Raw genomic sequence first — 26,214 nt, forward strand, 5'->3', positions numbered from 1 at the left:
GCCCGTGTGCTGCACCGATATGTCGGGCGCTGGCGCGCCCGACATATCGGATTTTTCGTATATGCCCGAGTCAGGCCTTCGGCGAGCGGCCGATGTCGAACAGGTTGCCCTCGGGGTCGGCGAGGGTGGCCCAAGCCGTGCCGTACTCGTCGAAGTCCCCCACGTGCCGGGCCCCGAGCGCCACCGCCCGCTCGACGCCGGCCGCGAGGTCGTCGGTGTGCAGGTCGAGGTGGACGCTGTTCTTGCCGGGGGTGCGGTCGGGGACGCGGATGAACATGAGCGTGGGGGAGTGGCCGGCGGTGGCGAAGAACTCGGACGCGCCCGGGTTCAGGTCGCGGCCGAGGAGGCCGGCGTAGAAGGCGGCCAGGTCCTTGGCGCTGCCGGTGCAGTCGACGGTGATGTTGGCGAGCTCGAGGTGAGACATGGGCGGTGCGCGCTCCTTCGTTCGGTTGCGACCGATATGTCGGGCGCTGGCGCGCCACGACATATCGCATTTATCTCCTGACGGGGTATAAGTCCGAAAAGTCCGATCACGGAGTGTCGGACTTTTCGTCCGGTGTTACGGCGTCGCGCCCGGCCGGTCGCTGTGCTGGACACGACCAGCCGGCCGTCGGTGTGCGGCCGGTCGGCGGTCGAGAGCGGCCGGTGCTGCCGGCGGAACCGGCCCCGGGTTCCGGGCGCCCGAGCCGCCGTTTCAGGCGACCGGCCAGCACACCTCGGTCCGGAACCGCTCCTCGTCGTCCGTGTGCTGCGGCCCGACCAGGTACTGCTCCACGATCACCTCCGCCAGCGCCGTGTCGTGCACCGCCACGTGCGCCCCCAGCGCCCCGTACGTGAGGTCACAGTCGCCGAACGGCCCCGCGTGCACCGCCACGGCATACCGGCGCCCCGGCAGCGTGCCCAGGCGCGGGTCACCGGCGAAGGCGCCGGGCACAACCGGTACGAAGGCGGAAACCTGCCCGGCGTCCTGCTCGAAGAACTCGGGCGAGTAGGTGGCGCCCGCCGGGCCGGCCGGGTCGGCGCCCGCCCGCGCGAGCACCCCGAACAGCTCCCCGAACGCCGCCCCGCACCACGTCCCCACGTCGGGGCGGGCGACCCGGGCCGCGACGCGCAGGACGGGCGCCGGGGCGTGGGTGCGGTACAGCACCGTCACCGGCGGCGACGCGTCCAGCAGCCGCCGCAGCGAGGCGACCACGTCCCGGGTCCGCGCCAGCTCCGCCTCCATGCGGTCCAGGTGCTGGCGCAGCGTCCCGGCCCCGGCGTCGGGCGCGGCGAGCACCGTGCGGATCTCGGCCAGCGGCAGGTCCAGCCCGCGCAGCCGCCGGATGAGGTGCGCGTCGCCGACCTGGCCCGGGTGGTACCGCCGGTGCCCGGTCTCCCCGTCGACCTCGGCCGGCACGAGCAGGCCGATGTCGTGGTAGTACCGCAGCGTCTTCGCGGGCAGATGACTCAGCCGCGAGAACTCCCCGATCGGGACGCCCGTCGTCATGGGCACCAGTGAACCCCTTCCAGCGACGGGAAGTGCAAGCGCAAGGGCAACGATCGTCACATCCCTCGGCGAGCATGACCCCGGATACGCTGTTGGTCATGGACTCCTGGACCGCACCGGCGCTGCCCACGCTGCCCCGCCCCGCCGGCGACGCCGCGCCGCTCGCCCTGTTCGACTCGGCGCGCCGGGAGATCGCCCCCGTCGAGCTCGACGGCCGCCCCGCGACCATGTACGTCTGCGGCATCACCCCCTACGACGCCACCCACCTCGGGCACGCGGCCACGATGATCGCGTTCGACCTGGCCAACCGGGTGTGGCGGGACGCCGGGCACGAGGTCGACTACGTCCAGAACGTCACCGACATCGACGACCCGCTGCTGGAGCGGGCCGAGCGCGACGGCGAGGACTGGATCGTGCTCGCCATGCGCGAGACGGCGCTGTTCCGCGAGGACATGGAGGCGCTGCGGATCATCCCGCCGAAGCGGTACGTCGGCGCGGTCGAGTCCATCCCGCAGATCGCCCGCAAGGTCGCCTCGCTCATCGCCTCCGGCCACGCCTACCCCCTCGAGGACGGCACCGGCGACGTGTACTTCTCCGTCGCCACGGCCCCCGGCTTCGGCTCCGAGTCCAACCTGTCCCGCACCGAGATGCTGCGCCTGGCGGCCGAGCGCGGCGGCGACCCGCAGCGCCCCGGCAAGCGCGACCCGCTCGACCCGCTGCTGTGGCGCGGCGCCCGCGACGGCGAGCCGGCCTGGAACGGCGGCGAGCTCGGCCCCGGCCGGCCCGGCTGGCACATCGAGTGCACGGTCATCGCCCAGAGCCTGCTCGGCGACACCATCGACGTGCAGGGCGGCGGCAACGACCTGCTCTTCCCGCACCACGAGTGCTCCGCCGCCCACGCCGAGGCCCTCTCCGGCAAGGCGCCGTTCGCGACCCACTACGTGCACGCGGGCATGATCGGCCTCGACGGCGAGAAGATGTCCAAGAGCCAGGGCAACCTCGTCTTCGTGTCCCGGCTGCGCGGCGACGGCGTCGACCCGATGGCGGTGCGCCTGGCCCTGCTCGCCGACCACTACCGCAACGACCGCATGTGGACCGACGACGTCCTCAAGGCCGGCCAGCAGCGCCTGTCGCGCTGGCGGGAGGCGGCCCGGGCGGGCATCGGCCCGTCGGGCGCGGAGCTCGTCGCCCAGCTGCGCGAGCGCCTCGGCGACGACCTCGACGCGCCCGGCGCCCTGGCCGCCGTCGACGCCTGGGTCGACGCGACGCTTGCCGACGCGGGCGACGACCGCGAAGCCCCGGCGATCATGGCCTCCGCGGTCGACGCCCTGCTGGGCGTGCGCCTCTAGCCGGCGGCGCCGGCCACCAGTCGGACGGTGGCCGGCCGCCGCAACCTTTCGCGGGCGTGCCCGCAGACGACCCGCGAGATGCGTTCACGCGTCGGGCGTGACGCTGCGCATCTCCTCGTCACCCGCTGTGACCAGGAACTCCAGGAGGCGCGCGGTCGCGGGTGGGTCCGGGGGAACGCCGTACGCCGCGGCGCTCACCCGCCGCCCCTCGCCCGCCAGCGGTGCCGTCGACACGGCCGCCGACCGGTGGGCCCGCAGCGCCAGCGACGGCAGGATCGTCACGCCCAGCCCGGCCGCGACCAGCGCCTGCACCGCCACGTAGTCGTCGGTCGTGAACGCGATGTCCGGCGCGAACCCGGCCGCCGCGCACCGGCGCACCAGACTCTCCCGGCACCGCGCGCAGCCCGCGATCCACCGTGCGTGCGCGAAGGACTCCAGCGGCCCCTCGGCGCCGGGCCGCGTCACCAGGTGCAGCCCTCGGTGAACAGTGGCGTGAGCCGCACCTCGCCGTCGGCGGAGCCGTAGTCGAACACCACGGCGAGGTCGGCCTCCCCGGTGCGCAGCAGGGCCAGGGCCGCGGGCGGTTCCGCCTCCACGAACTCGAGCACCACGCCCGGATGCGCGGCCGTGAACCGGGCCGCCGCGCGCGGCACGAACGACCCCAGCGCCGACGGGAACGCCGCCAGCCGGACCCGCCCGGCCCGCAGGCCGCTGAGCTCGGCCAGCTCCGCCTCCGCGGCGTCGAGACGGCCCAGGATCTCCTCGCCCCGCTCGGCCAGCAGCCGCCCGGCCGGCGTCAGCCGCACCCCGCGGCCGGCCCGCTGCAGCAGCCGCACACCGGTCTCCGTTTCGAGCCGGGCGAGGTGGTGGCTCACCGACGGTTGCGCATAGTGCAGCGCCTCGGCCGCCGCCGTCACCGACCCGTGCCGGGCCACCGCCACGAGCACCCGCAGGCGCGTCACATCGAGCACGCATCAATGATGTCTATGAGAAAACAAGCCAACAAGCATTGGACCAATATGTCGTACCGCGGGAAGCTCGCCCCATGCTCACGATGCGCGACGTGCTCGAGGCCCGGAAGATCGTCAACCGCCACCTCCCGCCCACCCCGTCCTGGTCCTACCCGCTGCTGGACGAGGCCGCCGGCCGCCGGGTCGTCGTCAAGCACGAGAACACCCAGCCCACCGGCGCCTTCAAGGTCCGCGGCGCCCTCAACCTCCTCGCGACCCTCGACGGCGACGACCCGATCGTCACCTACTCCACCGGCAACCACGCCCGGGCGATCGCCTACGCCGCGCGCGAGTACCGCCGCCGGGCCACGATCGTCATGCCCGCCCACGCCGCCGAGCTGCGCGTGCGGGCCGTCGAGGCGCTGGGCGCGACGGTCGTGCGGCACGGCGCGAACATGGGCGAGGCCGAGGCGCACGCCGGGAGCCTGCCGGGCCGCCTGGTCAGCCCCGGCGACGAGCCGGCCCTCATCGCCGGGGTCGCCACGCTGTACTGCGAATTCCTCGAACGCCACCCCGAGCTCGACACGCTCGTCGTCCCCGTCGGCTCGGGCACCGGCGCCGCGGCCGCCTGCCTCGTCGCCGCCGCGCTCGCGCCCGGCTGCCGGGTGATCGCGGTGCAGTCCCAGGCCGCGCCCGCCGCGCACGACTCGTGGCGGGCGGGCACGTGCCAGCACCGCGCGAACCTCACCGAGATCGACGGACTGGCCACCGGACGGGGCTTCGCCGGCCCGCAGGCGATCCTCCGCGAGCACCTCACGGACTTCGTCCTGCTCGGCGACGCGGCCATCGGCGACGCCCGGCGGCTGCTCGCCCGGCTCGCCGGCACCCAGGCCGAGGGCGCGGGCGCGGCCGCCCTCGCGGCGGTGCTCGCGCATCGCGGGCTCATGGGCTCAGCCGTCGGGGTGGTCGTCACGGGGGCCAACGCCACCGAATTGGAGCTTGCCCGTTAGGCGCATCGTTCGTACCGTTCGCCGATTCGTGGCCCGCGGGCCCTCGGCGAGCGGCGGGGATCAGGTTACGTCGATCATTACGGACCTGCCGCCCAGGTCCGGACACCCCCGTCGAAGGAGAGGTCTGCCGTGACCGGTCCTGAAGAGCGGAAGGCCCCGGCGAGTGACCGCAGCCCGTGGAACTGGCTGCTGGTCATCCCGATCGTGGTACCGCTGCTGACTTTCGTGTTCAACGCCGACGGACCCCGGATCCTCGGCTTCCCCCGGTTCTACTGGCTCCAGCTCGCCTTCATCCTGCTGGGCGTCGGCGTGACCACGCTCGTCTACCAGATGACGAAGCGGCGGTGAGCGGCCATGTGGCGTGATCATGTCACCGAGATCGTCATCTTCGTCGTGCTGTTCCTCGCCGTGAGCGCGATGGGCTTCGTCGCGGCCCGCTGGCGCCGCCCCGACACGCTCAACCACCTCGACGAGTGGGGTCTCGGCGGCCGCAGCTTCGGCGGCTGGGTCACCTGGTTCCTGGTCGGCGGCGATCTGTACACCGCCTACACGTTCGTCGCCGTGCCCGCCCTGCTGTTCGCCTCGGGCGCGGCCGGCTTCTTCGCGGTGCCGTACACGGTGATCATCTACCCGCTCGTGTTCCTCGTCCTCGCGCGGATGTGGTCGGTGTCGCACCGGCACGGGTTCGTCACCCCGGCCGACTTCGTGCGGGCCCGGTTCCAGTCGCCGACGCTCGCCCTGGTCATCGCGATCACCGGGATCGTGGCGACGATGCCGTACATCGCGCTGCAGCTCGTCGGCATCGAGTCGGTGCTCAAGACGATGGGCGTCACCGGGTCCGGCACCCTGGCCCGGCACCTGCCGATCATCATCGCCTTCGCGATCCTGGCCGCCTACACGTACTCCAGCGGCCTGCGCGCCCCGGCACTGATCGCGTTCGTGAAGGACATCCTCATCTACGTCGTCATCCTGGTCGCGGTCTTCTACCTGCCCGCGAAGCTCGGCGGCTGGGGCGCGATCTTCGACGCCGCGGACGCGAAGTTCGCCAAGACGCCGTCGCCCGCCGACGGCATCCTGCTCAACGGCGACAACCAGATCCAATACTTCACGCTGGCCCTCGGATCGGCGCTGGCCCTGTTCCTCTACCCGCACAGCATCACCGGCGTGCTCGCCAGCAAGAACCGCGACGTGATCAAGCGGAACATGTCGGCGCTGCCGGCGTACAGCTTCCTGCTCGGCCTCATCGCGCTGCTCGGTTTCGCGGCCATCGCCGCGGGCGTGACCCCGCTGAAGAACGCCAACGGCACCAACGACAACAACACCGTCGTACCGCTGCTGTTCGACAAGATCTTCCCCGACTGGTTCGCGGGCGTCGCCTACGCCGCCGTCGGCATCGGCGCCCTGGTCCCGGCGGCCATCATGTCCATCGCCGCCGCGAACCTCTTCACGCGCAACATCTATCGCGAGTACTTCAAGCGCGACGCCACGCCCGCCCAGGAGGCCACGGTCTCCAAGGTGATGAGCCTGCTGGTCAAGTTCGGCGCCCTGCTCTTCGTCGTCTTCGTCGACCCGCAGTTCTCGATCGACCTGCAGCTCATCGGCGGTGTCATCATCCTGCAGACCCTCCCGGCCGTCGCCCTGGGCCTGTTCACCCGGTGGTTCCACCGCGGCGCCCTGGTCGTGGGCTGGGTCGCCGGCATGGGCCTGGGCCTGTGGATGCTCTACCAGGTGGTGAACCCGACCACCCACCGGCACTTCGCGGGCTCGGCCTTCCCGCTGAGCGAGTGGGGCTTCGACACCAAGAAGACCATCTACGTCGGCTTCGTCGCGGTGGTCGTGAACCTGGCCGTGGCGGCGATCGTGACCCTGATCCTGCGCGCCTCGTCGGTGACGGACGGCGGCGACGACACGACCCGCGACGACTACTTCGCCGACGAGGGCGACCCGCGCATCACCGACGCCCCGACGTCCCCGGCCCCGGCCGCGACGGCCGCCCCGGACCCGATCACCTGAGGAAGGTGTGGCGCCGGTCGCGCAGCTTCGTGGCCGGCGCCGCTAGCCTGCAGGGATGCCGGGAGCGCAACTGCAGGAGCTGATCGTCGCCGACGCCGAGGCGTTGCGGGCGTGGCTGGCCGAGCACCACGCGGTGTCGGCCGGGGTCTGGCTGGCCCTGACCCGCAAGGGCGGGACGATCACCACGCTGACCTGGCAGCAGGCGGTGGACGAGGCGCTGTGCGTCGGCTGGATCGACGGGCAGGCGCGCAAGGGCGACGAGCAGCACTCCTGGATCCGCTTCACGCCGCGTACCGCCCGCAGCTCCTGGTCGCAGCGCAACGTCGCGCACGTGGCCCGGCTCGAGGAGCAGGGCCGGATGCGACCGGCGGGGCGCGCGGCGGTGGACGCGGCCAAGGCCGACGGGCGGTGGGCGGCCGCATACGCCCCGCCGTCGCAGGCCGAGGTGCCGGCCGATCTCCTGGCCGCGATCGCCGCGGTGCCGGCCGCCCAGGCCATGTTCGACGTGCTCACCAAGGCGAACCGGTTCGCGCTCGTCTACCGCCTCAACGCCGTCAAGCGGGCCGAGACCCGCGAGCGGAAGATCGCCGAGTTCGTGGCGATGCTGGCCCGCCACGAGACCTTCCAGCCCCAGAAGGCCAAGCCGGTCTAGGGAGCCGGCAGCACCTTGGCCGGCTCGCCCGGCGCGCACGGCGAATCGCGTCCGATCGGCACTCGTGGTCAGCCCAGCGCCAGGCCGGGCTCGTCGTCGGGCAGGCCGGGGCGGGGGGCCGGGATGCGGTACTCCTCGGTCAGCTGCGTCATCGGCCCCGGCCACGCCGCCTGAGCCACCTCGATGACCTTGTGATCGTCGTCGTACGCCACGTGCAGCAGCACCAGCACCGGCGTGTCGGGCCGGATCTGCAGCAGCTCCGCCTCCTCCCGCGACGGCAGCCGGGCACTGACCTGGTCGCGTGCGCTCGCGTAGCGGCGGCCGAGCTCCTCCTCGACCTCCTGGAACAGCGGCCGGTCGAACACGTCGGGCCGCTCGATCGACGTCCCGCGCACGTCGTTCGGCCGGAACCAGGACGCCCCGACCTCGACGGGGGAGTCCCCGGTCCGCACGAGATGCCGCCGCACGAGCAGCGGCGCCCCGGCGTCGAGCCCGAACGCCTCCGCGACCTCCGCGGGCGCCGGCATCTGCGCGACGATCATGAGGTGCTGCCGGTACCGGGCCGCGAGCTCCGCGTGGTAGCCGCGCTGCGACCCGTACCGCCCGCGGGAGAGCCGGTTCATGCGCCGCTTCGTCCCGCGCACGAACGTGCCCGAGCCCGGCCGGGTGATCACCAGGCCCTCGATGCGCAGCTGGTCGATCGTGCGCTGGACGGTCTGCTTGGCGACCCCGTACTGCGCGGCCAGCGCCGGGATCGACGGCAGTCGCTCGCCGGGCGCCCAGTCGCCGCGCTGGATCTGCGCGCGGATCTGGGCCCCGATCTGCCGATGCGGGAACTCCGCCGCGCCCGGATTGATGGTCATAGGGCTCAACCTAGCCTCCTAGGATGCCGTGCGCAACGTGTTCGCCGGAACTGGCTCGCGGCAACGGCAACCGTCGCCGGCGGAGAGGCCGGCGCGCCCGGGCGCGCCGGCTTCTCCATGAGCTGGTGCTACTTGGCGTTGAAGTACGACGCGTCGGGGTGGTGCACGATGATCGCGTCGGTGGCCTGCTCCGGCACCAGCTGGAACTCCTCCGACAGCGACACCCCGATGCGGTCCGGCCGCAGCAGGGCGACCGTCTTCGCGCGGTCCTCCAGGTCGGGGCAGGCCGGGTAGCCGAAGCTGTACCGGCAGCCGCGGAAGTCGGTGCGCAGCAGCCCGTCGAGGTCCTTCGGGTCCTCGTCGGCCATCGGGTGGCCGCCGGGCAGGACGAGCTCCTCGCGCACGCGCTTGTGCCAGTACTCGGCCAGGGCCTCGGTCAGCTGCACCGACAGGCCGTGCACCTCGAGGTAGTCGCGGTAGGCGTTCTCGGCGAAGAGCTTCGCGGTGTAGTCCGACACCGGCTGGCCGACGGTGACCAGCTGCATGCCGATGACGTCGAGCTCGCCGGCGTCGCGGGGCTTGAAGAAGTCGGCGATGCACAGGCGGCGGTCGCGGCGCTGGCGCGGGAAGGAGAACCGGGCCCGCTCGCTGTGGCCGTTCTCGTCGAGCACGACGAGGTCGTTGCCCTCGGAGTAGCAGGGGAAGTACCCGTAGACGACCGCGGCCTCGAGGACCCGGTCGGAGGCGAGGCGGTCCATCCAGTACCGCAGCCGGGGGCGGCCCTCGGTCTCGACCAGCTCCTCGTAGGAGGGGCCGGCGCCGCCGCGGGCGCCGCGCAGGCCCCACTGGCCGAGGAAGGTGGCCCGCTCGTCGAGCAGGGCCGCGTAGTCGGCGAGGGGGATGCCCTTGACGACCCGGGTGCCGTAGAACGGGGCGACCGGCACCGGGGCGGTGTAGTCGATGTCGGACTTCACCGAGGCGTCGTCCAGCGCCGGCAGGTCCTCGCGGACCTCGACGGTGCGGGCGCGGCGCTCCCGGCGGGCGGCCAGGGCGGCCTCGCGCTCGGGGTCGATGACGGGCGCGCCGCCGCGCTTGGCGGTCATGACCCGGTCCATGAGGGCGAGGCCCTCGAAGGCGTCGCGGGCGTAGTGCACGTCGCCGTGGTAGAGGGCGCGCAGGTCGTCCTCGACGTAGGCGCGGGTGAGGGCGGCCCCGCCGAGCAGCACCGGCCAGCGTTCGGCGACGCCGCGGGCGTTCATCTCCTCCAGGTTCTCCTTCATGATCACCGTGGACTTGACGAGGAGGCCGGACATGCCGATGGCGTCGGCCTGCTTCTCCTCGGCGGCCTCGATGATCGCGGAGATCGGCTGCTTGATGCCGATGTTGACGACCTCGTACCCGTTGTTGGACAGGATGATGTCGACGAGGTTCTTGCCGATGTCGTGCACGTCGCCCTTGACGGTGGCCAGCACGATGCGGCCCTTGCCGGCGTCGTCGTCGGACTTCTCCATGTGCGGTTCGAGGTAGGCGACGGCGGTCTTCATCACCTCGGCGGACTGCAGCACGAACGGCAGCTGCATCTGCCCGGAGCCGAAGAGCTCGCCGACGGTCTTCATGCCGTCGAGGAGGACGTCGTTGATGATGGCGAGCGCGCTCAGGCCGGTGAGCGCCTCGTCGAGGTCGGCCTCGAGGCCGTTGCGCTCGCCGTCGATGATCCGCCGCTTGAGCCGCTCCTGCAGGGGCAGGGCGGCGAGCTCCTCGGCGCGGGAGGCCTTGGCCGAGGCGACGTCGACGCCCTCGAAGAGCTCGATGAAGCGCTGCAGCGGGTCGTAGCCCTCGCGGCGGCGGTCGTAGACGAGGTCGAGGGCGACCTCGCGCTGCTCGTCGGGGATGCGGCTCATCGGCAGGATCTTCGACGCGTGCACGATGGCGCTGGTGAGGCCGGCCTCCTGGCACTCGTGCAGGAAGACGGAGTTGAGCACCTGGCGCGCGGCCGGGTTGATGCCGAACGAGACGTTGGAGATGCCCAGGGTGAAGTTGATCCCGGGGTACAGCCGGGCGATCTCCCGGATCGCCTCGATCGTCTCGATGCCGTCGCGGCGGACCTCTTCCTGGCCCGTGGTGATCGGGAAGGTCAGGCAGTCGACGAGGATGTCGGAGACGTGCATGCCCCACGTCGTGGTGAGGTCGTCGATGAGCCGGGCGGCGACGCGGACCTTCCACTCGGCGGTGCGGGCCTGGCCCTCCTCGTCGATGGTGAGCGCGACGACGGCGGCGCCGTGCTCCTTGACCAGGGGCATCATCCGGGCGTAGCGGGAGCCGGGGCCGTCGCCGTCCTCGAAGTTGACGGAGTTGACGATGCAGCGGCCGCCGAGCATCTCCAGGCCGGCCGCGATGACCTCGGGCTCGGTCGAGTCGAGCATGATCGGCAGGGTGGAGGCGGTGGCGAAGCGGCCGGCGAGCTCGCGCATGTCCTGGGCGCCGTCGCGGCCGACGTAGTCGACGTTGAGGTCGAGCATGTGGGAGCCGTCGCGGGCCTGCTGGCGGGCGATCTCGACGCAGGTCTGGTAGTCGGCGGCGAGCATCGCCTCGCGGAACGCCTTGGAGCCGTTGGCGTTGGTCCGCTCGCCGACCATGAGCACGCTGGCGTCCTGGTGGAACGGGACGTGGTGGTAGATGCTGGCGATGCCCGGCTCGATCTGCGGGCGGCGGGCGACCGGATGCTGGGCGCCGAGCCGGTTCGCGACGGCGTTGATGTGGGCGGGGGTCGTGCCGCAGCAGCCGCCGACGAGCCCGGCGCCGTAGTCGAGCACGAAGCGCTGCAGCGCCTCGGCGAGCTCGTCCGGGGTGAGCGGGTAGTAGGCGCCGTTCGCGGTCAGCTGGGGCAGGCCGGCGTTCGGCATGACCGACACGGGGATGCGGGCGTGCTGGGCGAGGTAGCGCAGGTGCTCGCTCATCTCCGCGGGACCGGTGGCGCAGTTGAGGCCGATGAGGTCGATGCCGAGCGGCTCGAGGGCGGTGAGCGCGGCGCCGATCTCCGAGCCCAGCAGCATGGTGCCGGTCGTCTCGACGGTGACGTGGCAGATGATCGGCACGGTGAGCCCGGTGGACTCGAAGGCCCGCTGGGCGCCGATGATCGCCGCCTTCGTCTGCAGCAGGTCCTGGCAGGTTTCGATGATCAGCGCGTCGGCGCCGCCCTCGATGAGCCCGGCGGCGTTGTCGAAGTACGCGTCGCGCAGGGCGGCGAAGGGGGCGTGGCCGAGCGTGGGCAGCTTGGTGCCGGGGCCGATCGAGCCGAGCACGAACCGGGGCCGCTCGGGGGTGCTGTGGGCGTCGGCGGCGTCGCGGGCGAGGCGGGCGCCGGCCTGGGACAGCTCGCGGATGCGCGACTCGATGCCGTATTCGCCGAGGTTGGCCAGGTTTGCCCCGAACGTGTTGGTTTCGACGGCGTCGGACCCGGCCGCGAAGTACTCCTCATGGACCTGCCGCACGACGTCGGGGCGGGTCACGTTGAGCACCTCGTTGCAGCCCTCGTGGCCCTCGAAGTCGTCGAGGGTGAGCTCGGCCGCCTGGAGCATGGTGCCCATCGCGCCGTCGGCGAGGAGCACGCGCTCAGCGAGGGTCTTCAGCAGATCCGGCATACCCCAGAGGCTATCGGGCGCCCGGCGTCGAATCCGCCCCGGGCAGACGCGATTCCCGCCACGTATCGGTACCGATCTCCCGCTGGGTGGGAACTTCCGTCGTCAGGAGGTCACCGCCTGCATCACTTTTCGGGGCCGGCTGGGCGGCCGGCGCCTCCTCGTGGGGGACGCGCCAGAACACCACGGCGAGGAAGAGCAGCGCCACGCCCATGATCAGCAGCGGGGTGATCGAGCCGGTCGGCGGGTGCCACTTGCCGGCGAGGGGGTTGAACCAGCCGACGCCGGCGTTGTTGGGCAGGCCGCGCTGCCAGCGCACCATCGCCCAGACGAGCAGCACGAAGTGGATCGGCAGCAGGAAGATGATCATCGTGCGGGTCAGGGTGCGGGACTGCCCGGCGTCGAACAGCCGCCGCTCGAGCGTCCACGCGGCGAGCAGGGGCAGGCCGGCGAGCAGGGGCAGCATGTACCGCCCGTTGATGATGAAACCGGTCATGTTGGCCTGGCTCACCTGGAGCATGCCGGGCAGCGCGACGCCGCCGAGGAGGATGACGAGGTACCGCCACCGCGTCGTCCAGTCCCCGAAGATCCCGCCGAGGAAGACCAGCCCGCCCACGAGCAGCGCCCAGACCACGTAGAACGGCGCCCACATGAGCACGTCGAACCAGCCCGCGACGCCGATCATGCCCTCGATGTACACCCACCAGCTGTTCGCGTAGATCGCGATGGCCTCGCCGGTCTTGTACGAGTACAGCCCGGGCGGGGGCGGGACGAGCTCGCCGGTCTTCATGCCGACGATCCACGCGGCGGACAGCACCGCGGCGAGGATCACGCCGCCGGTCCACAGCTTGACGCGCAGCAGCCCCCAGTACTCCCGCAGCCACTTCCACCGCACCGGCACCGCGAGCGCGAAGAAGGCGAAGGCGAACCAGGCGGGGCCGGCCGAGCGCAGGGTCAGCAGGAGCACCGCGCTGATGCCCAGTAGCGTGACGAGCGAGCGCTTGTTCGCCAGGTCGGGCGGCTCCAGCAGCAGCGGTATGCCCGCGGCGAAGAACGCGATGCCGGCCGCGATCTCGACCGAGTTCGGGTTCACGCCGCCGGCCAGGTGGGCCAGCATCGGGGTGGCCACGCCGAGCAGCGTCGCCGCCGCCAGCCCGAAGCGCGACCAGCGCAGCAGCGACACGAACGCCGAGGCCAGCAGGGCCGCGCAGATCGCCGAGCTGATCAGCCGGGCGACGACCAGGCCGCCCCAGTTCGGCCACAGCCGCAGCGGCACGCCGACGGCGAAGTAGTAGAGCGGGTTGTACCGCCCGGCGCTGGTGCTGACCTCGCCGATCGGGCCGCCCCGCAGCCCCTCGGCGCAGGCCGCCGACACGTGGGGCTTGAAGCCGAAGCACACGGCGTGGGCGTCCATACCGACCGGTACGCGCTGGTAGGCCCCCATGCCGGGCTTCTCGAACGCGTCCGGGACGGTCGCCGGCCGGGCGAAGATCTGCCCCGGGTCGAAGGAGGCGACCCCGGCGGCCCGGATGGTGTGCTGAACCTCGTCGGCCGGCCCGTCGAAGGGGGCCGCGAAGCACCAGGCACCGAAGACGAGGAAGAACGCCGAGAAGGCGAGCAGCCAGGACCTGCGACCGTTTGGCATTCCCGGATGCTACCGAGAGATCTTGAGTCGCCTGCTACTGGGCGTGACATCTCACCCGGGCCCGGTCGCGGTGGGTATCCACTCTCATCTGGGTTCCCCAGCGCGGCCAACAAGCCATTGCGCGGGCATCCACGTAGGCTGGGACCCGTGACCGAGTTCGACGGCCTGCCCGTGCTGCGCTCCCCTGTCGCGATTGCCGCGTTCGAAGGGTGGAACGACGCCGCCGATGCGTCGACCGCCGTGGTCGAGCATCTCGAGCAGGAGTGGAGTGCCGAGACCATCGCCTCGCTGGACCCCGAGGACTTCTACGACTTCCAGGTCAACCGGCCGACGGTCGTGATGGCCGACGGGGAGACGCGGCGCATCGAGTGGCCGACCACCCGCTTCTCGGTGGCCAGCCCGCCCGACGCCGAGCGCGACATCGTGCTGATCCGCGGCATCGAGCCGAGCATGCGCTGGCGGACCTTCTGCGACGAGATCCTCGAGGTGTGCCACTCCCTCGAGGTCAGCCGGGTGGTGCTGCTCGGGGCGCTGCTCGCCGACGTGCCGTACACGCGGCCCCTGCCGGTGAGCGGCTCGGCCCCGTCCGGCGCCTCGGCCGAGACGATCGAGCGCCTCGGCCTGATCCCGACCCGCTACGAGGGCCCGACCGGCATCGTGGGCGTCCTGCACGACGCGAGCGTGCGCGCCGACCTCGAGGCCGTGTCGTTCTGGGTGCACGTGCCGCACTACGCGAACAACCCGCCGTGCCCGAAGGCGACCCTGGCGCTGCTGCACCGCCTCGAGGAGATCCTGGACCTGCCGGTGCCGACCGGCGACCTGGCCAAGGAGTCCGCGGAGTGGGAGGAGCGGCTCAAGCAGGCCGCGGAGCAGGACGCGGAGCTCGCCGAATACGTCCGGGAGCTGGAGGAGCGCTCCGGCGACGCGGGGCTGCAGCCGCTGTCCGGCGACGAGATCGCGCACGAGTTCGAGAAATACCTGCGACGCCGGGGCGGCCAGGCCGGCCCGTCGGCGACCGGGGCCTGGTAGAGCGTTCCGGACGACATGCCGGCCGGTTCGCGGCCGAACCGGCCGGCTTTTCCGACTTGTCCCGCGCCGGGCGTGGTGTCGGCAACGTGCGGCATCCGGGCGCCGCAGCGCCCGGATGCGCCGCGTCAGTCCTGCACGTAGGTGCTCAGGAACCGCCCGAGCCGCGTCACCGCGTCCTCGAGGTCGGCCACCCGCGGCAGCGTCACGATGCGGAAGTGGTCCGGGTGGTGCCAGTTGAACCCGGTGCCCTGCACGACCAGCACCTTCTCCGCCTTCAGGAAGTCCAGGGCGAAGCGCAGGTCGTCCTTGATCGGGTGCACCTCGGGGTCGATGCGCGGGAACATGTAGAGCGCCCCCTGCGGCTTCACGCACGACACGCCCGGGATGTCGTTGAGCATCTTCCAGGCGATGTCGCGCTGCGCCAGCAGCCGCCCGCCGGGCAGCACCAGGTCGTTGATCGACTGGTAGCCGCCCAGGGCCGTCTGCACCGCGTGCTGGGTCGGCACGTTCGGGCACAGCCGCATGTTGGCCAGTATGTCGAGGCCCTCGATGTAGCTCGTCGCGTGCGCCTTCGGCCCGGCCAGGACCATCCAGCCGGTGCGGAAGCCGGCCACCCGGTACGCCTTGGACAGCCCGTTGAACGTGATCGTGAGCAGGTCCGGCGCGACGGCCGCGGTCGAGACGTGCTCGGCGCCGTCGAAGAGGATCTTGTCGTAGATCTCGTCGGAGAACACGATCAGGTCGTGGCGCCGGGCCACCTCGGCGATGCGCTCCAGCATCTGCCGGTTGTAGACCGCGCCGGTCGGGTTGTTCGGGTTGATGACCACGATCGCCTTGGTGCGCGGGGTCACCTTCGCCGCGATGTCCTCGACGTCGGGCATCCAGTCGTTGGACTCGTCGCACACGTAGTGCACGGGCCGGCCGCCGCACAGCGACACCGACGCCGTCCACAGCGGGTAGTCGGGGGAGGGGATGAGCACCTCGTCGCCGTTGTCGAGCAGCGCCTGCAGCGACATGACGATGAGCTCGGAGACGCCGTTGCCCAGGTACACGTCCTCGATGTCGACGCCGGTGACGTCCTTCTGCTGGTAGTACTGCACCACGGCCCGCCGGGCCGACAACAGCCCCTTGGAGTCCCCGTAGCCGTGCGCGGCCGGCAGGTTGAGGATCACGTCCTGCAGGATCTCCTCGGGCGCCTCGAAGCCGAACGGCGCCGGGTTGCCGATGTTGAGTTTGAGGATGTGGTGGCCGTCGGCCTCCATGCGCTTGGCGGCGGCCATGACCGGCCCGCGGATGTCGTAACAGACGTTGGCCAGCTTCGCGGACTGAGTCACCTGCATGCAGGCACCCTACGGCTCGCCGGCAACCGCGCCGGTAGCCACTTCCCAGGATGTGGCCCCGCGGCCGACTTCCGCACGGGCGGCCCGTGGGTACGATTCGCCATAGTTGGGCGGGCCAGGGGAGGGGCTGCGGTGCAGGGGTTCGGGGACTTGGAAGCGGCGCTCATGGAGCTGCTGTGGCAGCGTGAGCGGCCGACCACCGTCCGGGAGGCGATGACGGAGCTGACCTGGCACCGCGAGCTCGCGTACACGACGGTGATGACGGTGCTCGACACCCTCTTCCGCAAGGGCTGGCTGACCCGCGAGCCCGACGGCCGCGCCTACCGCTACAGCCCGGCCCTGACCCGCGACCAGTACGTGGCCCGGACCATGCACGAGGTCCTTGTCGACAGCGGCGACCGCCTCGAGGCCCTCACGCACTTCGTCGGCCGGATGACCCTCGACGAGGCCGCGGCCCTGCGTGCGGCGCTGAGCACCTACGAACGCAAGATCGCCGGGCGATGAGCCCGCTGCTGCTGGTCGGGTTCGCGCTGGCGCTGGCCACGCTCGGCGCCCCGCGGCTGGCCGCGGCCGCGTGGGTGAGCCGCTCGCCGCGGCTGGGCGTCGCGGCCTGGCTGGTGCTGAGCGCCGCGATCCTCGCCTCGGCCCTGCTGGCCGCGCTGACGCTGCTGCTCTACTGGGACTGCGCGCACGACTTCGCCGCCGGGGCCTGGCACATGTGCCTCGACGCGCTGCTGGGCCGCCACGACCACCACCGGGCGCGGGCCATCGCGTTCGCCGGGCTCGTGGTGCTGCTGGCGCTCGGGGCGCGGCTGGCGCTCAGCGCCGGGCGGCTGTACGCCACCCATCGCACGCTGCGCAGCCGGCTGCGGCTGCTCGTGCGGGCCGCGGGGACCGGCCGGCAGGTGCCGGGCGCGACCGTGGTGACGCACCCCGAGCCGGCCGCGTACCTGGTGCCCGGCCCGCGGCTGCCCGGCCGCGCCGCCGACATCGTCATCACGTCGGCCGCCGTGGACCGCCTGGCCGCGCCGGAGCTGTCGGCGGTGCTCGCCCACGAGCGCGGCCACCACGAGGGCCGCCACTTCGAGGCGACCCGCTGGATGCGGATGCTGGCCCAGGCGTTCCCGTGGGCGCCCTGCTTCCGCCTCGGCGCGCGGCAGGTCGACCGCCTGGTCGAGCTGTGCGCGGACGACACCGCGGCGCGCAGCGCCCGGCGCGTGGACCTGGCCCGGGCCCTGGCCGCGATGGCCGGCTCGGCGGGGCCGGCGCCCGGCCTGCCCCTGCACGGCGGCGACGCCCTGGAGCGGATGCACCGCCTCCTGGACCCGCCCCGCCCCCTGCGCCCACTCCCGCGCGCCGCCATTGTCACGCTCTGTGGTGTGACCCTGACCGCCCCGCCGGTGCTGGCGATCCTGGAGCGCACGCTCCTGGCGTTGTAGAAAAGCTCATGGCTCGGGCCCGCGTCACCTGCGGACCGTCGCTCCCGCCAGGAATCCCGGCCTCCGCGGTGGCAAGAACGGACCGCCACCGCTCCTGGCCGTCGCGCGGCGCCGCGCGGGCGCCGGCCGGGGCTGATGCGGCACGGCGCCCGCGCGGCGCGACGGGTCGTCAGTTTCCGGCGATCGAGAACCCGTCGCCGCCGGTGCTGATCTGCGTGCCCTGCGCGAAGCTGCTGCCGAGCTGCGCGCGCAGCGCGTCGAACTCGGAGAACTGGGCGCTGTGCATCGACTCGCTACCCTCGGCGGCGAAGACGTGGTCCGACTCCTCGGTGTCGTGCGAGTAGTTCGTGAAGTCGGTCGACTCGTAGCGGCTGCCGTCCGCGCCCTCGAACTCGACGTGCCGGCCGGTCTCGAAGTCGGTCGACTCGGCCGCCTCGTGCTCGGCCTCGAACACCCCGAACTGCGACTGGAAGTCCTGCTCGCCGCCGGAGGCCTGGTGCATCTGCTCCAGCTCGCTGGACTCCTGGCCCATGGAGAAGTCGCCGTACTCGCTCATCGTCATATTCCTCTCGGTGCTCTAGCGGAAAGGGGGTGGATCAGATGCGAGGAACACTACTAGCCAATCTCGTAGGAGGAGTCCCCCATTCGTGCCAGCCGGGCTGACCACTACGAAGGACGGTCGTACGTGGCGACGGCCGGTTCCATGGGTACCGTCGGGGGCGTGCGATTCGTGATCATCGGAGCGGGTGCGGTCGGCGGCGTGGTCGCGGGCCGGCTGGCCGGCTCGGGCGCGGCCGTGGCGCTGGTCGCCCGCGGCCCCCACCTGGACGCCATCCGCCGCGACGGCCTGCTGCTGCGCGAGGCCGCCGGCGACTCCAGACACCACCTGCCGGCCCACGCCACCCCGGCCGAGGTCGACTGGCAACCCGGCGACGTGGCGGTCCTGGCCGTGAAGAGCAACGACACCCAGGCGGTCCTGGAGCAGCTCCCGCGCGACGTGCCCGTCGTGTGCCTGCAGAACGGCGTGGCCAACGAGCGCGCGGCGCTGCGCCTGTTCCCCGACGTGTACGCCATCTGCGTCATGCTCCCGTCGGCCCACCTCGAGCCCGGCGTCGTCGTGGCCCAGTGCGCCCCGGTCCCCGGCATCCTCGACATCGGCCGCTTCCCGGGCGGCGTCGACGACACCGGCCGGGAGATCGCCGCCCACCTGACGAAGGCCGGCTTCGTGTCCCAGCCGCGGCCGGACATCATGCGCCAGAAGTACGCGAAACTGCTGATGAACCTGGGCAACGCCGTCGAGGCCCTGTGCGGCCAGGCCGAAGGCGCCGACGAACCCGCCGCGATCCTGCGCGCCGAGGGCGAGACGGTCCTGCAGGCCGCGGGCATCGACTTCGCCACCCTGGAGGAGGACAAGGCCCGGCGCGGCGACATCCTCCAGCTGGTCCCGGTGGCGGGCAGCGTGCGCGGCGGCGGCTCGACGTGGCAGAGCCTGACCCGGCGCACGGGCACGGTCGAGGCCGACTACCTCAACGGCGAGATCGTCCTCCTGGGCCGCCTGCACGGCGTCCCGGCCCCGGCCAACGAGACGGCCCGCCGCCTGGTGGTGGACGCGGCGCGCACCGGCAAGGCCCCCGGCTCCCTGACCCCCGCACAGCTCCTGGCCGCCATCCGAAGCTCCTGACCGGGCCGCCCACCACCGAGCGGGCCGCACCTCACGCCCACGAGCCTCACTGACCTGGCACGTCGCTCTGCGGCGTGTCCGGCTCGACCCCGCACGCGCTCCGGCGCCGCACCCCACGTCCCGCGTTCTGCGGCGTGTCGGCCTTGACCGCGCACGCGCTCCGGCGCCGCACGCCACGTCCCGCGTCCGGCCGGTCGAAACCGACATGCTGCGCATGTCGCATTTTTCGCCCAACGCGACATAAATCCGATAAGTCGCGGCGCGGAGCGCCCGACTTATCGTCGCCGCTCCCGTGAGTTTGCGCACGGAACAGCCGCCGATCACCCGACTCGAAACCCGGGGGAGGCAGGATCCGAAACCGTGGCGATGCAGGCGGTGCTCTTCGACATGGACGGAACCCTCGTGGACAGCGAGAAGATCTGGGAGGTAGGCCTCACGGAACTGGCCGCCCACCACGGCCGCCCGCTGTCCGCCCAGGCCCGGCGCGACATGGTCGGCACGAACATGGCCGAGTCCATGCGCATCCTCCACGACGACCTCGGCCTGCCCGCCACCCGCGAGGCCATGGACGAGTCCGTCGTCTGGCTCGAGGAGCGGGTGAAGGAGCTGCTGCGGATGGGGGTGCCGTGGCGGCCGGGCGCGAAGGAGCTGCTCGGCGCGCTCAAGGCGGCCGGCGTGCCGCTGGCCCTGGTCACGGCCACCCACCGGCATCTCGTCGATGTCGCGCTGCTCACGATCGGGGCCGAGCACTTCGACGCCGTCGTGGCCGGGGACGAGGTGGACGAGACGAAGCCGCACCCGATGCCCTACCTGACCGCCGCCGCGCTGGTCGGGGCCGAGGCCGTCAACTGCGTCGCGGTCGAGGACTCGCCCAACGGGATCAAGAGCGCGCGGGCGGCCGGGTGTGCCGTGCTGGCGGTACCGTGCGAGGTGGATCTCGACCCCGAGGGCGTCACGCTCATCGGCTCGCTGCGCGACGTCGACGTCGACTACCTGCGCAAGCTCGTCGCCTGACGGCAAGACGCCCGCGGCCCCGAGGCCGCGGGCGTCCACCCCCGATGAGCAAGCTCAGTCGTGCGCGATCGCCTGCAGGACGTTGACCCGGGCCGCCCGGATCGAGGGCAGCACCGCGGCCACGACGCCGATCAGCGCGGCCAGCACCAGGTACGTCCCCATCTGCGTCCACGGGAACGCCATCTGCGTGAAGCCCTCGTTCTTGAGCGCCCGCACCACCGCCGAGCCGAGCCCGACGCCCACGCCCAGGCCGAGCAGCGCGCCGAAGACCGAGATCACGACGGCCTCCACGGTGACCATCCGCATCGTCTGCGCCCGCCGCATGCCGATCGCCCGCAGCAGGCCCAGCTCGCGGGTCCGCTCCAGCACCGACAGCGCCAGGGTGTTGACGATGCCGAGCACCGCGATGAGGATCGCCAGCGCCAGCAGCACCTGGATCATCGTGAGCAGCTGGTCGAACTGGGCCGACTGCGCCGCCACGTATTCGGCGCGGTTGGCCACCGACACCTCCGGGTTGTCCTTGAGCAGCGTGTCGACCTGCCGCTGGACGTCGGCGACGGCGGTGCCCGGCGCGACCTTCAGGTATCCCCACGACGGCTGCTGCACCCGGAAGTCGGCGATGACGTCCGGCGACGCGATGATCCCGCCGGCCACGTTGCTCTTGGCGTAGATGCCGACGATCGTCACGTGGTGCACCTCGCCGCGGGTGAAGCGCATGTCCACGCTCTGCCCGACCGCCAGCCCGCGGCGCTTCGCCGTGTCCGGGTCGACGATCGCCTGGTTCTTGCCGGTGAACGCGAGCGTGCCCTGCTGCGCGGCGAGCTTGAACATGCCCGCCCACGCGACCACGTCCGACACCGCCGAGACGCTGGCGCGCTCGGTGCCGACCTGCCCGTACTCCCAGTACTCCGCCGCCGCGCTCGACACCCCGGGGATCCGGGCGGCCGAGTCCATCACGGCCGGGTCGAACGTCGCCGGCCCGTTCTGGTCGCCGTCGCCGGAGATGATGAGGTCGACGGTGACGTCCTTCTGGGCCTGCTGGTTCAGGCTCGACTTGGCCGAGGCGAGGATGACGTTCACGCCGGTGATGAGCGCGAGGCCGACCATGAGCGCGGCCGCGGTGATCGCCGTGCGGCGCGGGTTGCGGCCCGAGTTGAGCCGGCCGAGCTTGCCCGGCACCGACCACGAGAACAGCCGGCCGAGCAGGCCGACCACCGGGCGGGCCAGCAGCGGGGTGAGCAGCGCGACGCCGATGAAGGTCACGAGCACGCCGCTGAGGATCAGCCACAGCGGCGTGTTGCCGCCGCCCTTGCCGGCCAGGCCGAGCCCGAGCAGCGTGCCGCCGGCGGCGCCGACGAGCGCGCCGCTGACCGTGAGCTTCGTCAGCGGCCGGTCGGGCGTGGCCACCTCCTGCAGGGCGGCGATCGGCGGGATGCGGCTGGCGCGCAGGGCCGGCAGTACCGCCGCCACCACCGTCACGACCAGTCCGACCACGAAGGCGCTGATGACCGCGGCGGCCGGCACGCCGACCGAGGCCAGCGCGACGCCGGTGAGGTTGCCGAAGAGCCAGGCCAGCAGGACCCCGACGCCGATGCCGGCCGCGAGCCCGAGCACCGACGCGAGCAGCCCGATGGCGACCGCCTCGGTGAGCACCGAGCCGAGCGTCTGGGCGCGGCTGGCGCCGAGGGCCCGCATGAGGGCCAGCTCCCGGGTGCGCTGCGCGACGATGATCGAGAAGGTGTTGAGGATCAGGAAGGTGCCGACGAACAGCGCCACCCCGGCGAAGCCGATCAGGATGTTGTTGAAGAAGCCCAGGCCCGCCTTGAAGTCCTTGGTCGTCGCGTCCTGCAGCTCCTTGCCGGTCTTGACCTGGTAGCCGTCGCCGAGCGCGGCGGCGACCCGGTCGCGCAGCGCCTCGTGGGTGAGGCCCGGCTCCGCCTTGACGTCGATGCTGCTGAACACCCCCTTCTGGCCCAGCATCAGCTCCTGGGCGACCGGCGTGGTGAACATGACCTCGAGCGAGCCGCCGATGGAGTCACGCTCGCCGCTGTACCCGAAGATGCCCACGAGCTTGAAGGTCTTCTTCGGCTGCAGGGTGAGCACGCCGACGTCGTCGCCGACCTTGATCCCGGCGGCCTTGGCCAGCTCCGCGTTGACGACGATCTCGTCGTCGGCGCTCGGTGCCCGCCCCTGCCGCAGCTTGAGCAGGTCCGACTCGCCGGTCCAGTTCTCGCCGAGGCGGGGCGGGCCGAACGTGGTGACGACCTTGCCGTTCTTGCCGATCACCCGGGCCCCGGCGGCGGCGGCCTGCGGGGTCACCCCGGCGACGCCCGGCACCGACCTGATCGTGTCGACGAGGTCGGCCGGCATCCCGGTGGCGGCCTGCTCGGGCCCGTCGAAGCCGCCGCCGGCCAGCGGCGCCTTCTTGCTGACCTGCACGTCGGTGCCGGAGAACACCGAGGCGAAGAGGCTGTCGAACGAGCGGCCGAGGGTGTCGGTGAGCACGAACGCGCCCGACACGAACATGACCCCGAGCACGACCGCGAGCCCGGAGAGCACGAGCCGCAGCTTGCGCGACAGCAGGCTCTTGATGGTGGCCTTCAGCATGAGGGTCAGGCCGCCTTGTCGAGGCGCTTGAGCCGGTCCAGGACGGCGTCGGCGGTCGGCGCGTGCAGCTCGTCGACGATGTGGCCGTCGGCGAGGAAGACGACGCGGTCGGCGTAGGAGGCCGCGACCGGGTCGTGCGTGACCATGACGATCGTCTGGCCGAAGTCGCGCACCGAGTTGCGCAGGAACGCCAGCACCTCGGCGCCCGAGCGCGAGTCGAGGTTGCCGGTGGGCTCGTCGGCGAAGATGACCTCGGGCCGCGAGACCAGGGCCCGGGCGCAGGCGACGCGCTGCTGCTGGCCGCCGGAGAGCTGGCTCGGGCGGTGCGAGAGCCGGTCACGCAGGCCGACCGTGTCGATGACGGTGTTGTACCAGGCCGGATCGGCCTTCCGCCCGCCGATCGACAGCGGCAGCAGGATGTTCTCCTCGGCGGTCAGCGTCGGCAGCAGGTTGAACTGCTGGAAGATGAAGCCGACCTTGTTGCGGCGCAGGTTCGTGAGCCCGCGGTCGGACAGGTCGGTGATCTTCGTGTCGCCGACGTACACCTGCCCCCGCGTCACGGCGTCGAGGCCGGCGAGGCAGTGCATCAGCGTCGACTTGCCCGAGCCCGACGGGCCCATGATCGCGGTGAAGCGGCCCTTCTCCAGCTCCACCGACACGCCGGCGAGGGCGTTGACCTGAGCCTCGCCGGAGCCGTAGACCTTCCAGACGTCGACCGCCCGCGCGGCCACCTCGGTGCGCGTCGCAACCGATGCAGTCATGATTCCCCCTGGTGAATGGTGTGCCCATATCGTCTCGGCGGCCGGAGGGGAAAACGTCCGCCTGCGGGTAGACGCCGCCACGGATATTGGAGTGGGGGAGCAGCCCGGATCCCGGGTCGGGGTTGACCCTGACCCGGGACCGCACAGCTTGCTCAGACACGCGGCCGGAGCAGGATCTACTCGTACGCGATGGCACCCAGGACGTTCAGGCGCACGGCCCGGATCGACGGGATGAGCCCGGCGATGCCGCCGACGACGATCGAGGCGATGCAGTACACCACCATGAGCCCCCACGGCAGGGTGACCGCGCCGAACCCGAGCACGTCCTTGAGGGCCGTGACGATCGCCGCCCCCAGGGCCGCCCCGACGGCCAGGCCCAGCACCGTGCCGAAGACGGTGATGACGATCGACTCGGTCGTCACCATCTGCCAGGTCTGCCCGCGCCGCAGCCCGACGGCCCGCAGCAGGCCCAGCTCCCGGGTGCGCTCGATGACCGACAGCAGCAGCGTGTTGATGACGCCGAGCACCGAGATGGCCAGGGCGACGAACAGCAGCACCTGCACGATGACCAGGGCGAAGTCGAAGCCCTGCTGGTTGTTGCTGATGTACTCGTCCTTGGTGTACGCCTGCACCTGCGGGTTGTCCTTGACCACGGTGTTGACGGCGTCCTTGACCGCGGCGACGGACGCGCCGTCGCGCACCGAGATGAACGCCTGCCACGCCTGCGGGAAGGCGAAGCCGGCCTTCGCGTCGGCGTAGTCGACCACGAGGCCGGCGCCGACGTTCGACGGCGCGGTGATGCCGACGAGCGTCATCGTCTTGCGCTGGCCCTTCGCGAACGTCATCTCGACCGTCGAGCCGAGCTTGAGCTTGCGCGCGTCCGCCGTCCTGCGGTCGACCATGAACTCGCCGGCGTCGAGGCGGTCGATGCGCCCCTCGTCCGCCTTGAGCTTGAGCACGGTGCCGGCCGCGGCCGGGTCGAGGTACGAGGCCGCGTACTGCTGCTCGCCGTCGACGTCCACCATGTCGAGCGTGAACGCGGCGACGGTCCGCGCGTCCGGCAGCCGCTCGATCCGCTGCAGCTGCTCGTCGGTGAGCACCGGCGGGATCTCGTTGGTCTGCATGCCGAGCACGACGACGTCGGCGGCGAGGTCCTTGTCGATGGTGTCGCCAAGCGCCGTGGACAGCGAGGTGAAGATGGTGCTGATCGCCGTCACGATCGCGATGCCGACCATCACCGCGCCGGCCGTGATCGCGGTGCGGCGCGGGTTGCGCGAGGAGTTGCGCCGCCCGAGCTTGCCCGGCACCGACCAGGACACGGCCGCGCCGAGCGCGGCGACGAGCGGCCGGGAGATGATCGGGGTCAGCAGCGCCACGCCGATGAGCACGCCGAGCACCCCGCCGAAGACCAGCGCCAGGGTGCCGCCGCCGGCGCCGGTCAGGCCCCAGATCAGCGCCCCGGCCGACAGCGCGGTGATGATCGCGCCGGAGACGGTGAGCCTGGTCAGCGGGCGGTCAGGGGTGGCCGACTCGCGCATCGCCGCGATCGGGGCGACCCGGGCCGCCTTCAGCGCCGGCATCAGGGCCGCGACGATGGTCACGCCGATGCCGATCACGAACGAGGCGACGATCGCCGAGATCGGGAAGCCGAGGCTGGCGACCTGGGCGCCGTCGGCGAGCCCGACGAACAGCCGGGCGCCGCCGGCCCCGAGGCCGAGGCCGACCAGGAAGCCGAAGAGCGAGCCGATCACGCCGATGATGACGGCCTCGAGCAGCACCGAGCGCAGGATCTGGCCCCGGGCCGCGCCCATCGCCCGCAGCAGCGCGAGCTCCTGGGTGCGCTGGGCGACGATGATCGAGAACGTGTTGAGGATCAGGAACACGCCCACGAGCAGCGCGACGGCGCCGAAGCCGAGCAGGACGTAGTTGAAGTACCGCAGGATGTCCTTGATGCCCTTGCTGCTCCGCTCGGAGAGCTCCTTGCCGGTCTGCACCACGAACTGGTCGCCGAGGCCGGCCTTGACGGTGTCGCGCAGCTGCTCGTCGCTGACCCCGGCCGCGGCCTTGACGTCGATGGCGTTGAACTGCCCGGCCGCGCCGAGCATCGACTCCTGGGCCTTCGCGGTGGTGAAGAAGACCTCGCTCTCGCCGGCCATCGAGTCCCGCCCGCCGGCGTAGCGCATCAACCCCACGACGGTGTAGGTGGCCCGGTGCTGGTCGCGGGTGATGACGTCCATCGAGTCGCCCAGCTTGATCTTCGCCGTGACGGCCAGCCCGTTGTTGATGACGATCTCGTTGTCGGCCGACGGGCCGCGGCCCTGGTAGAGGTGCACCAGGTCGTCCTCGCCGTGCCAGCTCCCGCCGAACTGCTGGCCGGTCTGGTTGACCACCACCTTGCCGTTCTTGCCGATCGGGGTCGCGCCGTTGAGGAACACGCCGCCGGTGGCCTTGGCCACGCCGGGCATGGCCGCGACCCTGTCGACGGTCGAGGCGGGGAACGGGGTGCTCGGGTCGCTGCCGCCGCCGCCCTGCGGCCGGACCGCGGCCTTCGCCGAGACCTGCACGTCGGTGTACGTGTAGATGTTGGCGAAGAGGTTGTCGAAGGTGCGCCCGAGGGTGTCGGTCAGCACGAGCGAGCCGGACACGAACATGACCGACAGCACGACCGCGAGGGTCGACAGCGTCAGCCGCAGCTTGCGCGCCAGCAGGCTTTTGAGGGTCGCCTTCAGCATGG

General features: G+C 72.0%; 22 protein-coding genes. 10 read left to right on the top strand and 12 right to left on the bottom strand.

The features are described 5' to 3' along the window. Positions 1–70: 70 nt before the first annotated feature. Both ACQP2P_RS16705 and ACQP2P_RS16710 read right to left on the bottom strand, forming a co-directional pair. Complete coding sequence (locus ACQP2P_RS16705; RefSeq protein WP_433617075.1) at positions 71–424, bottom strand: VOC family protein; 354 nt, start codon at positions 422–424, stop codon at positions 71–73. A 270-nt stretch (positions 425–694) separates the two neighbouring features. Next, entirely contained in the window at positions 695–1,489 is a 795-nt protein-coding gene (locus ACQP2P_RS16710; protein WP_433617077.1) for a MerR family transcriptional regulator, read from the bottom strand. Between the two features lie 98 nt (positions 1,490–1,587). Here ACQP2P_RS16710 and mshC point away from each other — a divergent pair, with 98 nt between their 5' ends. After that, positions 1,588–2,838 (top strand): cysteine--1-D-myo-inosityl 2-amino-2-deoxy-alpha-D-glucopyranoside ligase, encoded by a 1,251-nt coding sequence (mshC, locus tag ACQP2P_RS16715; protein WP_433617079.1) that lies wholly within the window; start codon positions 1,588–1,590, stop codon positions 2,836–2,838. Between the two features lie 84 nt (positions 2,839–2,922). Here the strand turns inward: mshC and ACQP2P_RS16720 are convergent, their stop codons facing one another. Then, positions 2,923–3,303: a LysR substrate-binding domain-containing protein gene (locus ACQP2P_RS16720; RefSeq protein WP_433617081.1), complete on the bottom strand. Its 381-nt coding sequence runs from the start codon at positions 3,301–3,303 to the stop codon at positions 2,923–2,925. Further along, positions 3,300–3,809, bottom strand: a complete 510-nt coding sequence (locus tag ACQP2P_RS16725; RefSeq protein WP_433617083.1) for a LysR family transcriptional regulator — start codon at positions 3,807–3,809, stop codon at positions 3,300–3,302. The genes ACQP2P_RS16720 and ACQP2P_RS16725 overlap by 4 nt, the downstream gene beginning before the upstream one ends. Positions 3,810–3,883: 74 nt before the next feature. Here ACQP2P_RS16725 and ACQP2P_RS16730 point away from each other — a divergent pair, with 74 nt between their 5' ends. From ACQP2P_RS16730 to ACQP2P_RS16745, 4 genes are all read left to right on the top strand, one after another. After that, positions 3,884–4,798 carry a threonine ammonia-lyase gene (locus tag ACQP2P_RS16730; protein ID WP_433617085.1) on the top strand — a complete coding sequence of 305 codons (915 nt, stop codon included), beginning with the start codon at positions 3,884–3,886 and terminating at the stop codon, positions 4,796–4,798. A gap of 129 nt (positions 4,799–4,927) precedes the next feature. Further along, positions 4,928–5,146 (top strand): DUF3311 domain-containing protein, encoded by a 219-nt coding sequence (locus tag ACQP2P_RS16735; RefSeq protein WP_433617087.1) that lies wholly within the window; start codon positions 4,928–4,930, stop codon positions 5,144–5,146. A 6-nt stretch (positions 5,147–5,152) separates the two neighbouring features. Then, positions 5,153–6,811: a monocarboxylate uptake permease MctP gene (gene mctP, locus ACQP2P_RS16740; RefSeq protein WP_433617089.1), complete on the top strand. Its 1,659-nt coding sequence runs from the start codon at positions 5,153–5,155 to the stop codon at positions 6,809–6,811. A 55-nt stretch (positions 6,812–6,866) separates the two neighbouring features. Next, a complete protein-coding gene (locus tag ACQP2P_RS16745; protein ID WP_433617091.1) occupies positions 6,867–7,463 on the top strand; it encodes a YdeI/OmpD-associated family protein in 597 nt (198 codons plus the stop codon). 68 nt (positions 7,464–7,531) lie between these two features. On the opposite strand, the gene ACQP2P_RS16750 is transcribed toward ACQP2P_RS16745, so the two are convergent. From ACQP2P_RS16750 to ACQP2P_RS16760, 3 genes are all read right to left on the bottom strand, one after another. Continuing rightward, complete coding sequence (locus ACQP2P_RS16750) at positions 7,532–8,326, bottom strand: GntR family transcriptional regulator (protein ID WP_433617093.1); 795 nt, start codon at positions 8,324–8,326, stop codon at positions 7,532–7,534. A gap of 128 nt (positions 8,327–8,454) precedes the next feature. After that, on the bottom strand, positions 8,455–11,967 hold the full coding sequence (metH, locus tag ACQP2P_RS16755; RefSeq protein ID WP_433617095.1) for a methionine synthase: 3,513 nt from the start codon (positions 11,965–11,967) through the stop codon (positions 8,455–8,457). 10 nt (positions 11,968–11,977) lie between these two features. After that, a complete protein-coding gene (locus tag ACQP2P_RS16760; protein ID WP_433617097.1) occupies positions 11,978–13,609 on the bottom strand; it encodes a hypothetical protein in 1,632 nt (543 codons plus the stop codon). A gap of 147 nt (positions 13,610–13,756) precedes the next feature. Here ACQP2P_RS16760 and ACQP2P_RS16765 point away from each other — a divergent pair, with 147 nt between their 5' ends. Then, positions 13,757–14,638 carry a PAC2 family protein gene (locus tag ACQP2P_RS16765; protein ID WP_433617099.1) on the top strand — a complete coding sequence of 294 codons (882 nt, stop codon included), beginning with the start codon at positions 13,757–13,759 and terminating at the stop codon, positions 14,636–14,638. Positions 14,639–14,763: 125 nt separating this feature from the next. Here the strand turns inward: ACQP2P_RS16765 and ACQP2P_RS16770 are convergent, their stop codons facing one another. After that, positions 14,764–15,978: a pyridoxal phosphate-dependent aminotransferase gene (locus ACQP2P_RS16770; protein WP_433617101.1), complete on the bottom strand. Its 1,215-nt coding sequence runs from the start codon at positions 15,976–15,978 to the stop codon at positions 14,764–14,766. A gap of 132 nt (positions 15,979–16,110) precedes the next feature. On the opposite strand from ACQP2P_RS16770, the gene ACQP2P_RS16775 reads away from it, so the two are divergent. Further along, complete coding sequence (locus tag ACQP2P_RS16775; protein ID WP_433617103.1) at positions 16,111–16,482, top strand: BlaI/MecI/CopY family transcriptional regulator; 372 nt, start codon at positions 16,111–16,113, stop codon at positions 16,480–16,482. Further along, on the top strand, positions 16,479–17,417 hold the full coding sequence (locus ACQP2P_RS16780) for a M56 family metallopeptidase (RefSeq protein WP_433617105.1): 939 nt from the start codon (positions 16,479–16,481) through the stop codon (positions 17,415–17,417). The genes ACQP2P_RS16775 and ACQP2P_RS16780 overlap by 4 nt, the downstream gene beginning before the upstream one ends. 169 nt (positions 17,418–17,586) lie before the next feature. Here the strand turns inward: ACQP2P_RS16780 and ACQP2P_RS16785 are convergent, their stop codons facing one another. Next, entirely contained in the window at positions 17,587–17,973 is a 387-nt protein-coding gene (locus tag ACQP2P_RS16785) for a hypothetical protein (RefSeq protein WP_433617106.1), read from the bottom strand. Positions 17,974–18,138: 165 nt separating this feature from the next. On the opposite strand from ACQP2P_RS16785, the gene ACQP2P_RS16790 reads away from it, so the two are divergent. Both ACQP2P_RS16790 and ACQP2P_RS16795 read left to right on the top strand, forming a co-directional pair. After that, positions 18,139–19,098 (top strand): ketopantoate reductase family protein, encoded by a 960-nt coding sequence (locus ACQP2P_RS16790; protein ID WP_433617108.1) that lies wholly within the window; start codon positions 18,139–18,141, stop codon positions 19,096–19,098. Positions 19,099–19,473: 375 nt separating this feature from the next. Further along, complete coding sequence (locus ACQP2P_RS16795) at positions 19,474–20,112, top strand: HAD family hydrolase (protein ID WP_433619156.1); 639 nt, start codon at positions 19,474–19,476, stop codon at positions 20,110–20,112. Positions 20,113–20,166: 54 nt separating this feature from the next. Here ACQP2P_RS16795 and ACQP2P_RS16800 read toward each other — a convergent pair whose 3' ends face one another. The 3 genes from ACQP2P_RS16800 to ACQP2P_RS16810 form a co-directional block, all read right to left on the bottom strand. Next, the gene (locus ACQP2P_RS16800) at positions 20,167–22,719 is read right to left on the bottom strand and encodes an ABC transporter permease (RefSeq protein ID WP_433617110.1); all 2,553 of its coding nucleotides are present in this window, start codon (positions 22,717–22,719) and stop codon (positions 20,167–20,169) included. A gap of 5 nt (positions 22,720–22,724) precedes the next feature. Next, positions 22,725–23,480, bottom strand: a complete 756-nt coding sequence (locus ACQP2P_RS16805; RefSeq protein ID WP_433617112.1) for an ABC transporter ATP-binding protein — start codon at positions 23,478–23,480, stop codon at positions 22,725–22,727. A gap of 176 nt (positions 23,481–23,656) precedes the next feature. Further along, positions 23,657–26,212, bottom strand: coding sequence for an ABC transporter permease (locus ACQP2P_RS16810; protein WP_433617114.1), 2,556 nt, complete (start codon positions 26,210–26,212; stop codon positions 23,657–23,659). Positions 26,213–26,214 lie beyond the last annotated feature (2 nt).

It is taken from the genome of Dactylosporangium sp. CA-139114, from assembly GCF_050955725.1.
Classification (GTDB): domain Bacteria; phylum Actinomycetota; class Actinomycetes; order Mycobacteriales; family Micromonosporaceae; genus Dactylosporangium.

Excerpts from the sequence above, each read along its gene's own strand:
- ACQP2P_RS16705 (WP_433617075.1), bottom strand. The coding sequence starts at position 424 with ATGTCTCACCTCGAGCTCGCCAACATCACCGTCGACTGCACCGGCAGC.
- ACQP2P_RS16710 (WP_433617077.1), bottom strand. The coding sequence starts at position 1,489 with ATGACGACGGGCGTCCCGATCGGGGAGTTCTCGCGGCTGAGTCATCTG.
- mshC (WP_433617079.1), top strand. The coding sequence starts at position 1,588 with ATGGACTCCTGGACCGCACCGGCGCTGCCCACGCTGCCCCGCCCCGCC.
- ACQP2P_RS16730 (WP_433617085.1), top strand. The coding sequence starts at position 3,884 with ATGCTCACGATGCGCGACGTGCTCGAGGCCCGGAAGATCGTCAACCGC.
- mctP (WP_433617089.1), top strand. The coding sequence starts at position 5,153 with ATGTGGCGTGATCATGTCACCGAGATCGTCATCTTCGTCGTGCTGTTC.
- ACQP2P_RS16745 (WP_433617091.1), top strand. The coding sequence starts at position 6,867 with ATGCCGGGAGCGCAACTGCAGGAGCTGATCGTCGCCGACGCCGAGGCG.
- ACQP2P_RS16750 (WP_433617093.1), bottom strand. The coding sequence starts at position 8,326 with ATGACCATCAATCCGGGCGCGGCGGAGTTCCCGCATCGGCAGATCGGG.
- metH (WP_433617095.1), bottom strand. The coding sequence starts at position 11,967 with ATGCCGGATCTGCTGAAGACCCTCGCTGAGCGCGTGCTCCTCGCCGAC.
- ACQP2P_RS16760 (WP_433617097.1), bottom strand. The coding sequence starts at position 13,609 with ATGCCAAACGGTCGCAGGTCCTGGCTGCTCGCCTTCTCGGCGTTCTTC.
- ACQP2P_RS16770 (WP_433617101.1), bottom strand. The coding sequence starts at position 15,978 with ATGCAGGTGACTCAGTCCGCGAAGCTGGCCAACGTCTGTTACGACATC.
- ACQP2P_RS16780 (WP_433617105.1), top strand. The coding sequence starts at position 16,479 with ATGAGCCCGCTGCTGCTGGTCGGGTTCGCGCTGGCGCTGGCCACGCTC.
- ACQP2P_RS16785 (WP_433617106.1), bottom strand. The coding sequence starts at position 17,973 with ATGAGCGAGTACGGCGACTTCTCCATGGGCCAGGAGTCCAGCGAGCTG.
- ACQP2P_RS16800 (WP_433617110.1), bottom strand. The coding sequence starts at position 22,719 with ATGCTGAAGGCCACCATCAAGAGCCTGCTGTCGCGCAAGCTGCGGCTC.
- ACQP2P_RS16805 (WP_433617112.1), bottom strand. The coding sequence starts at position 23,480 with ATGACTGCATCGGTTGCGACGCGCACCGAGGTGGCCGCGCGGGCGGTC.
- ACQP2P_RS16810 (WP_433617114.1), bottom strand. The coding sequence starts at position 26,212 with ATGCTGAAGGCGACCCTCAAAAGCCTGCTGGCGCGCAAGCTGCGGCTG.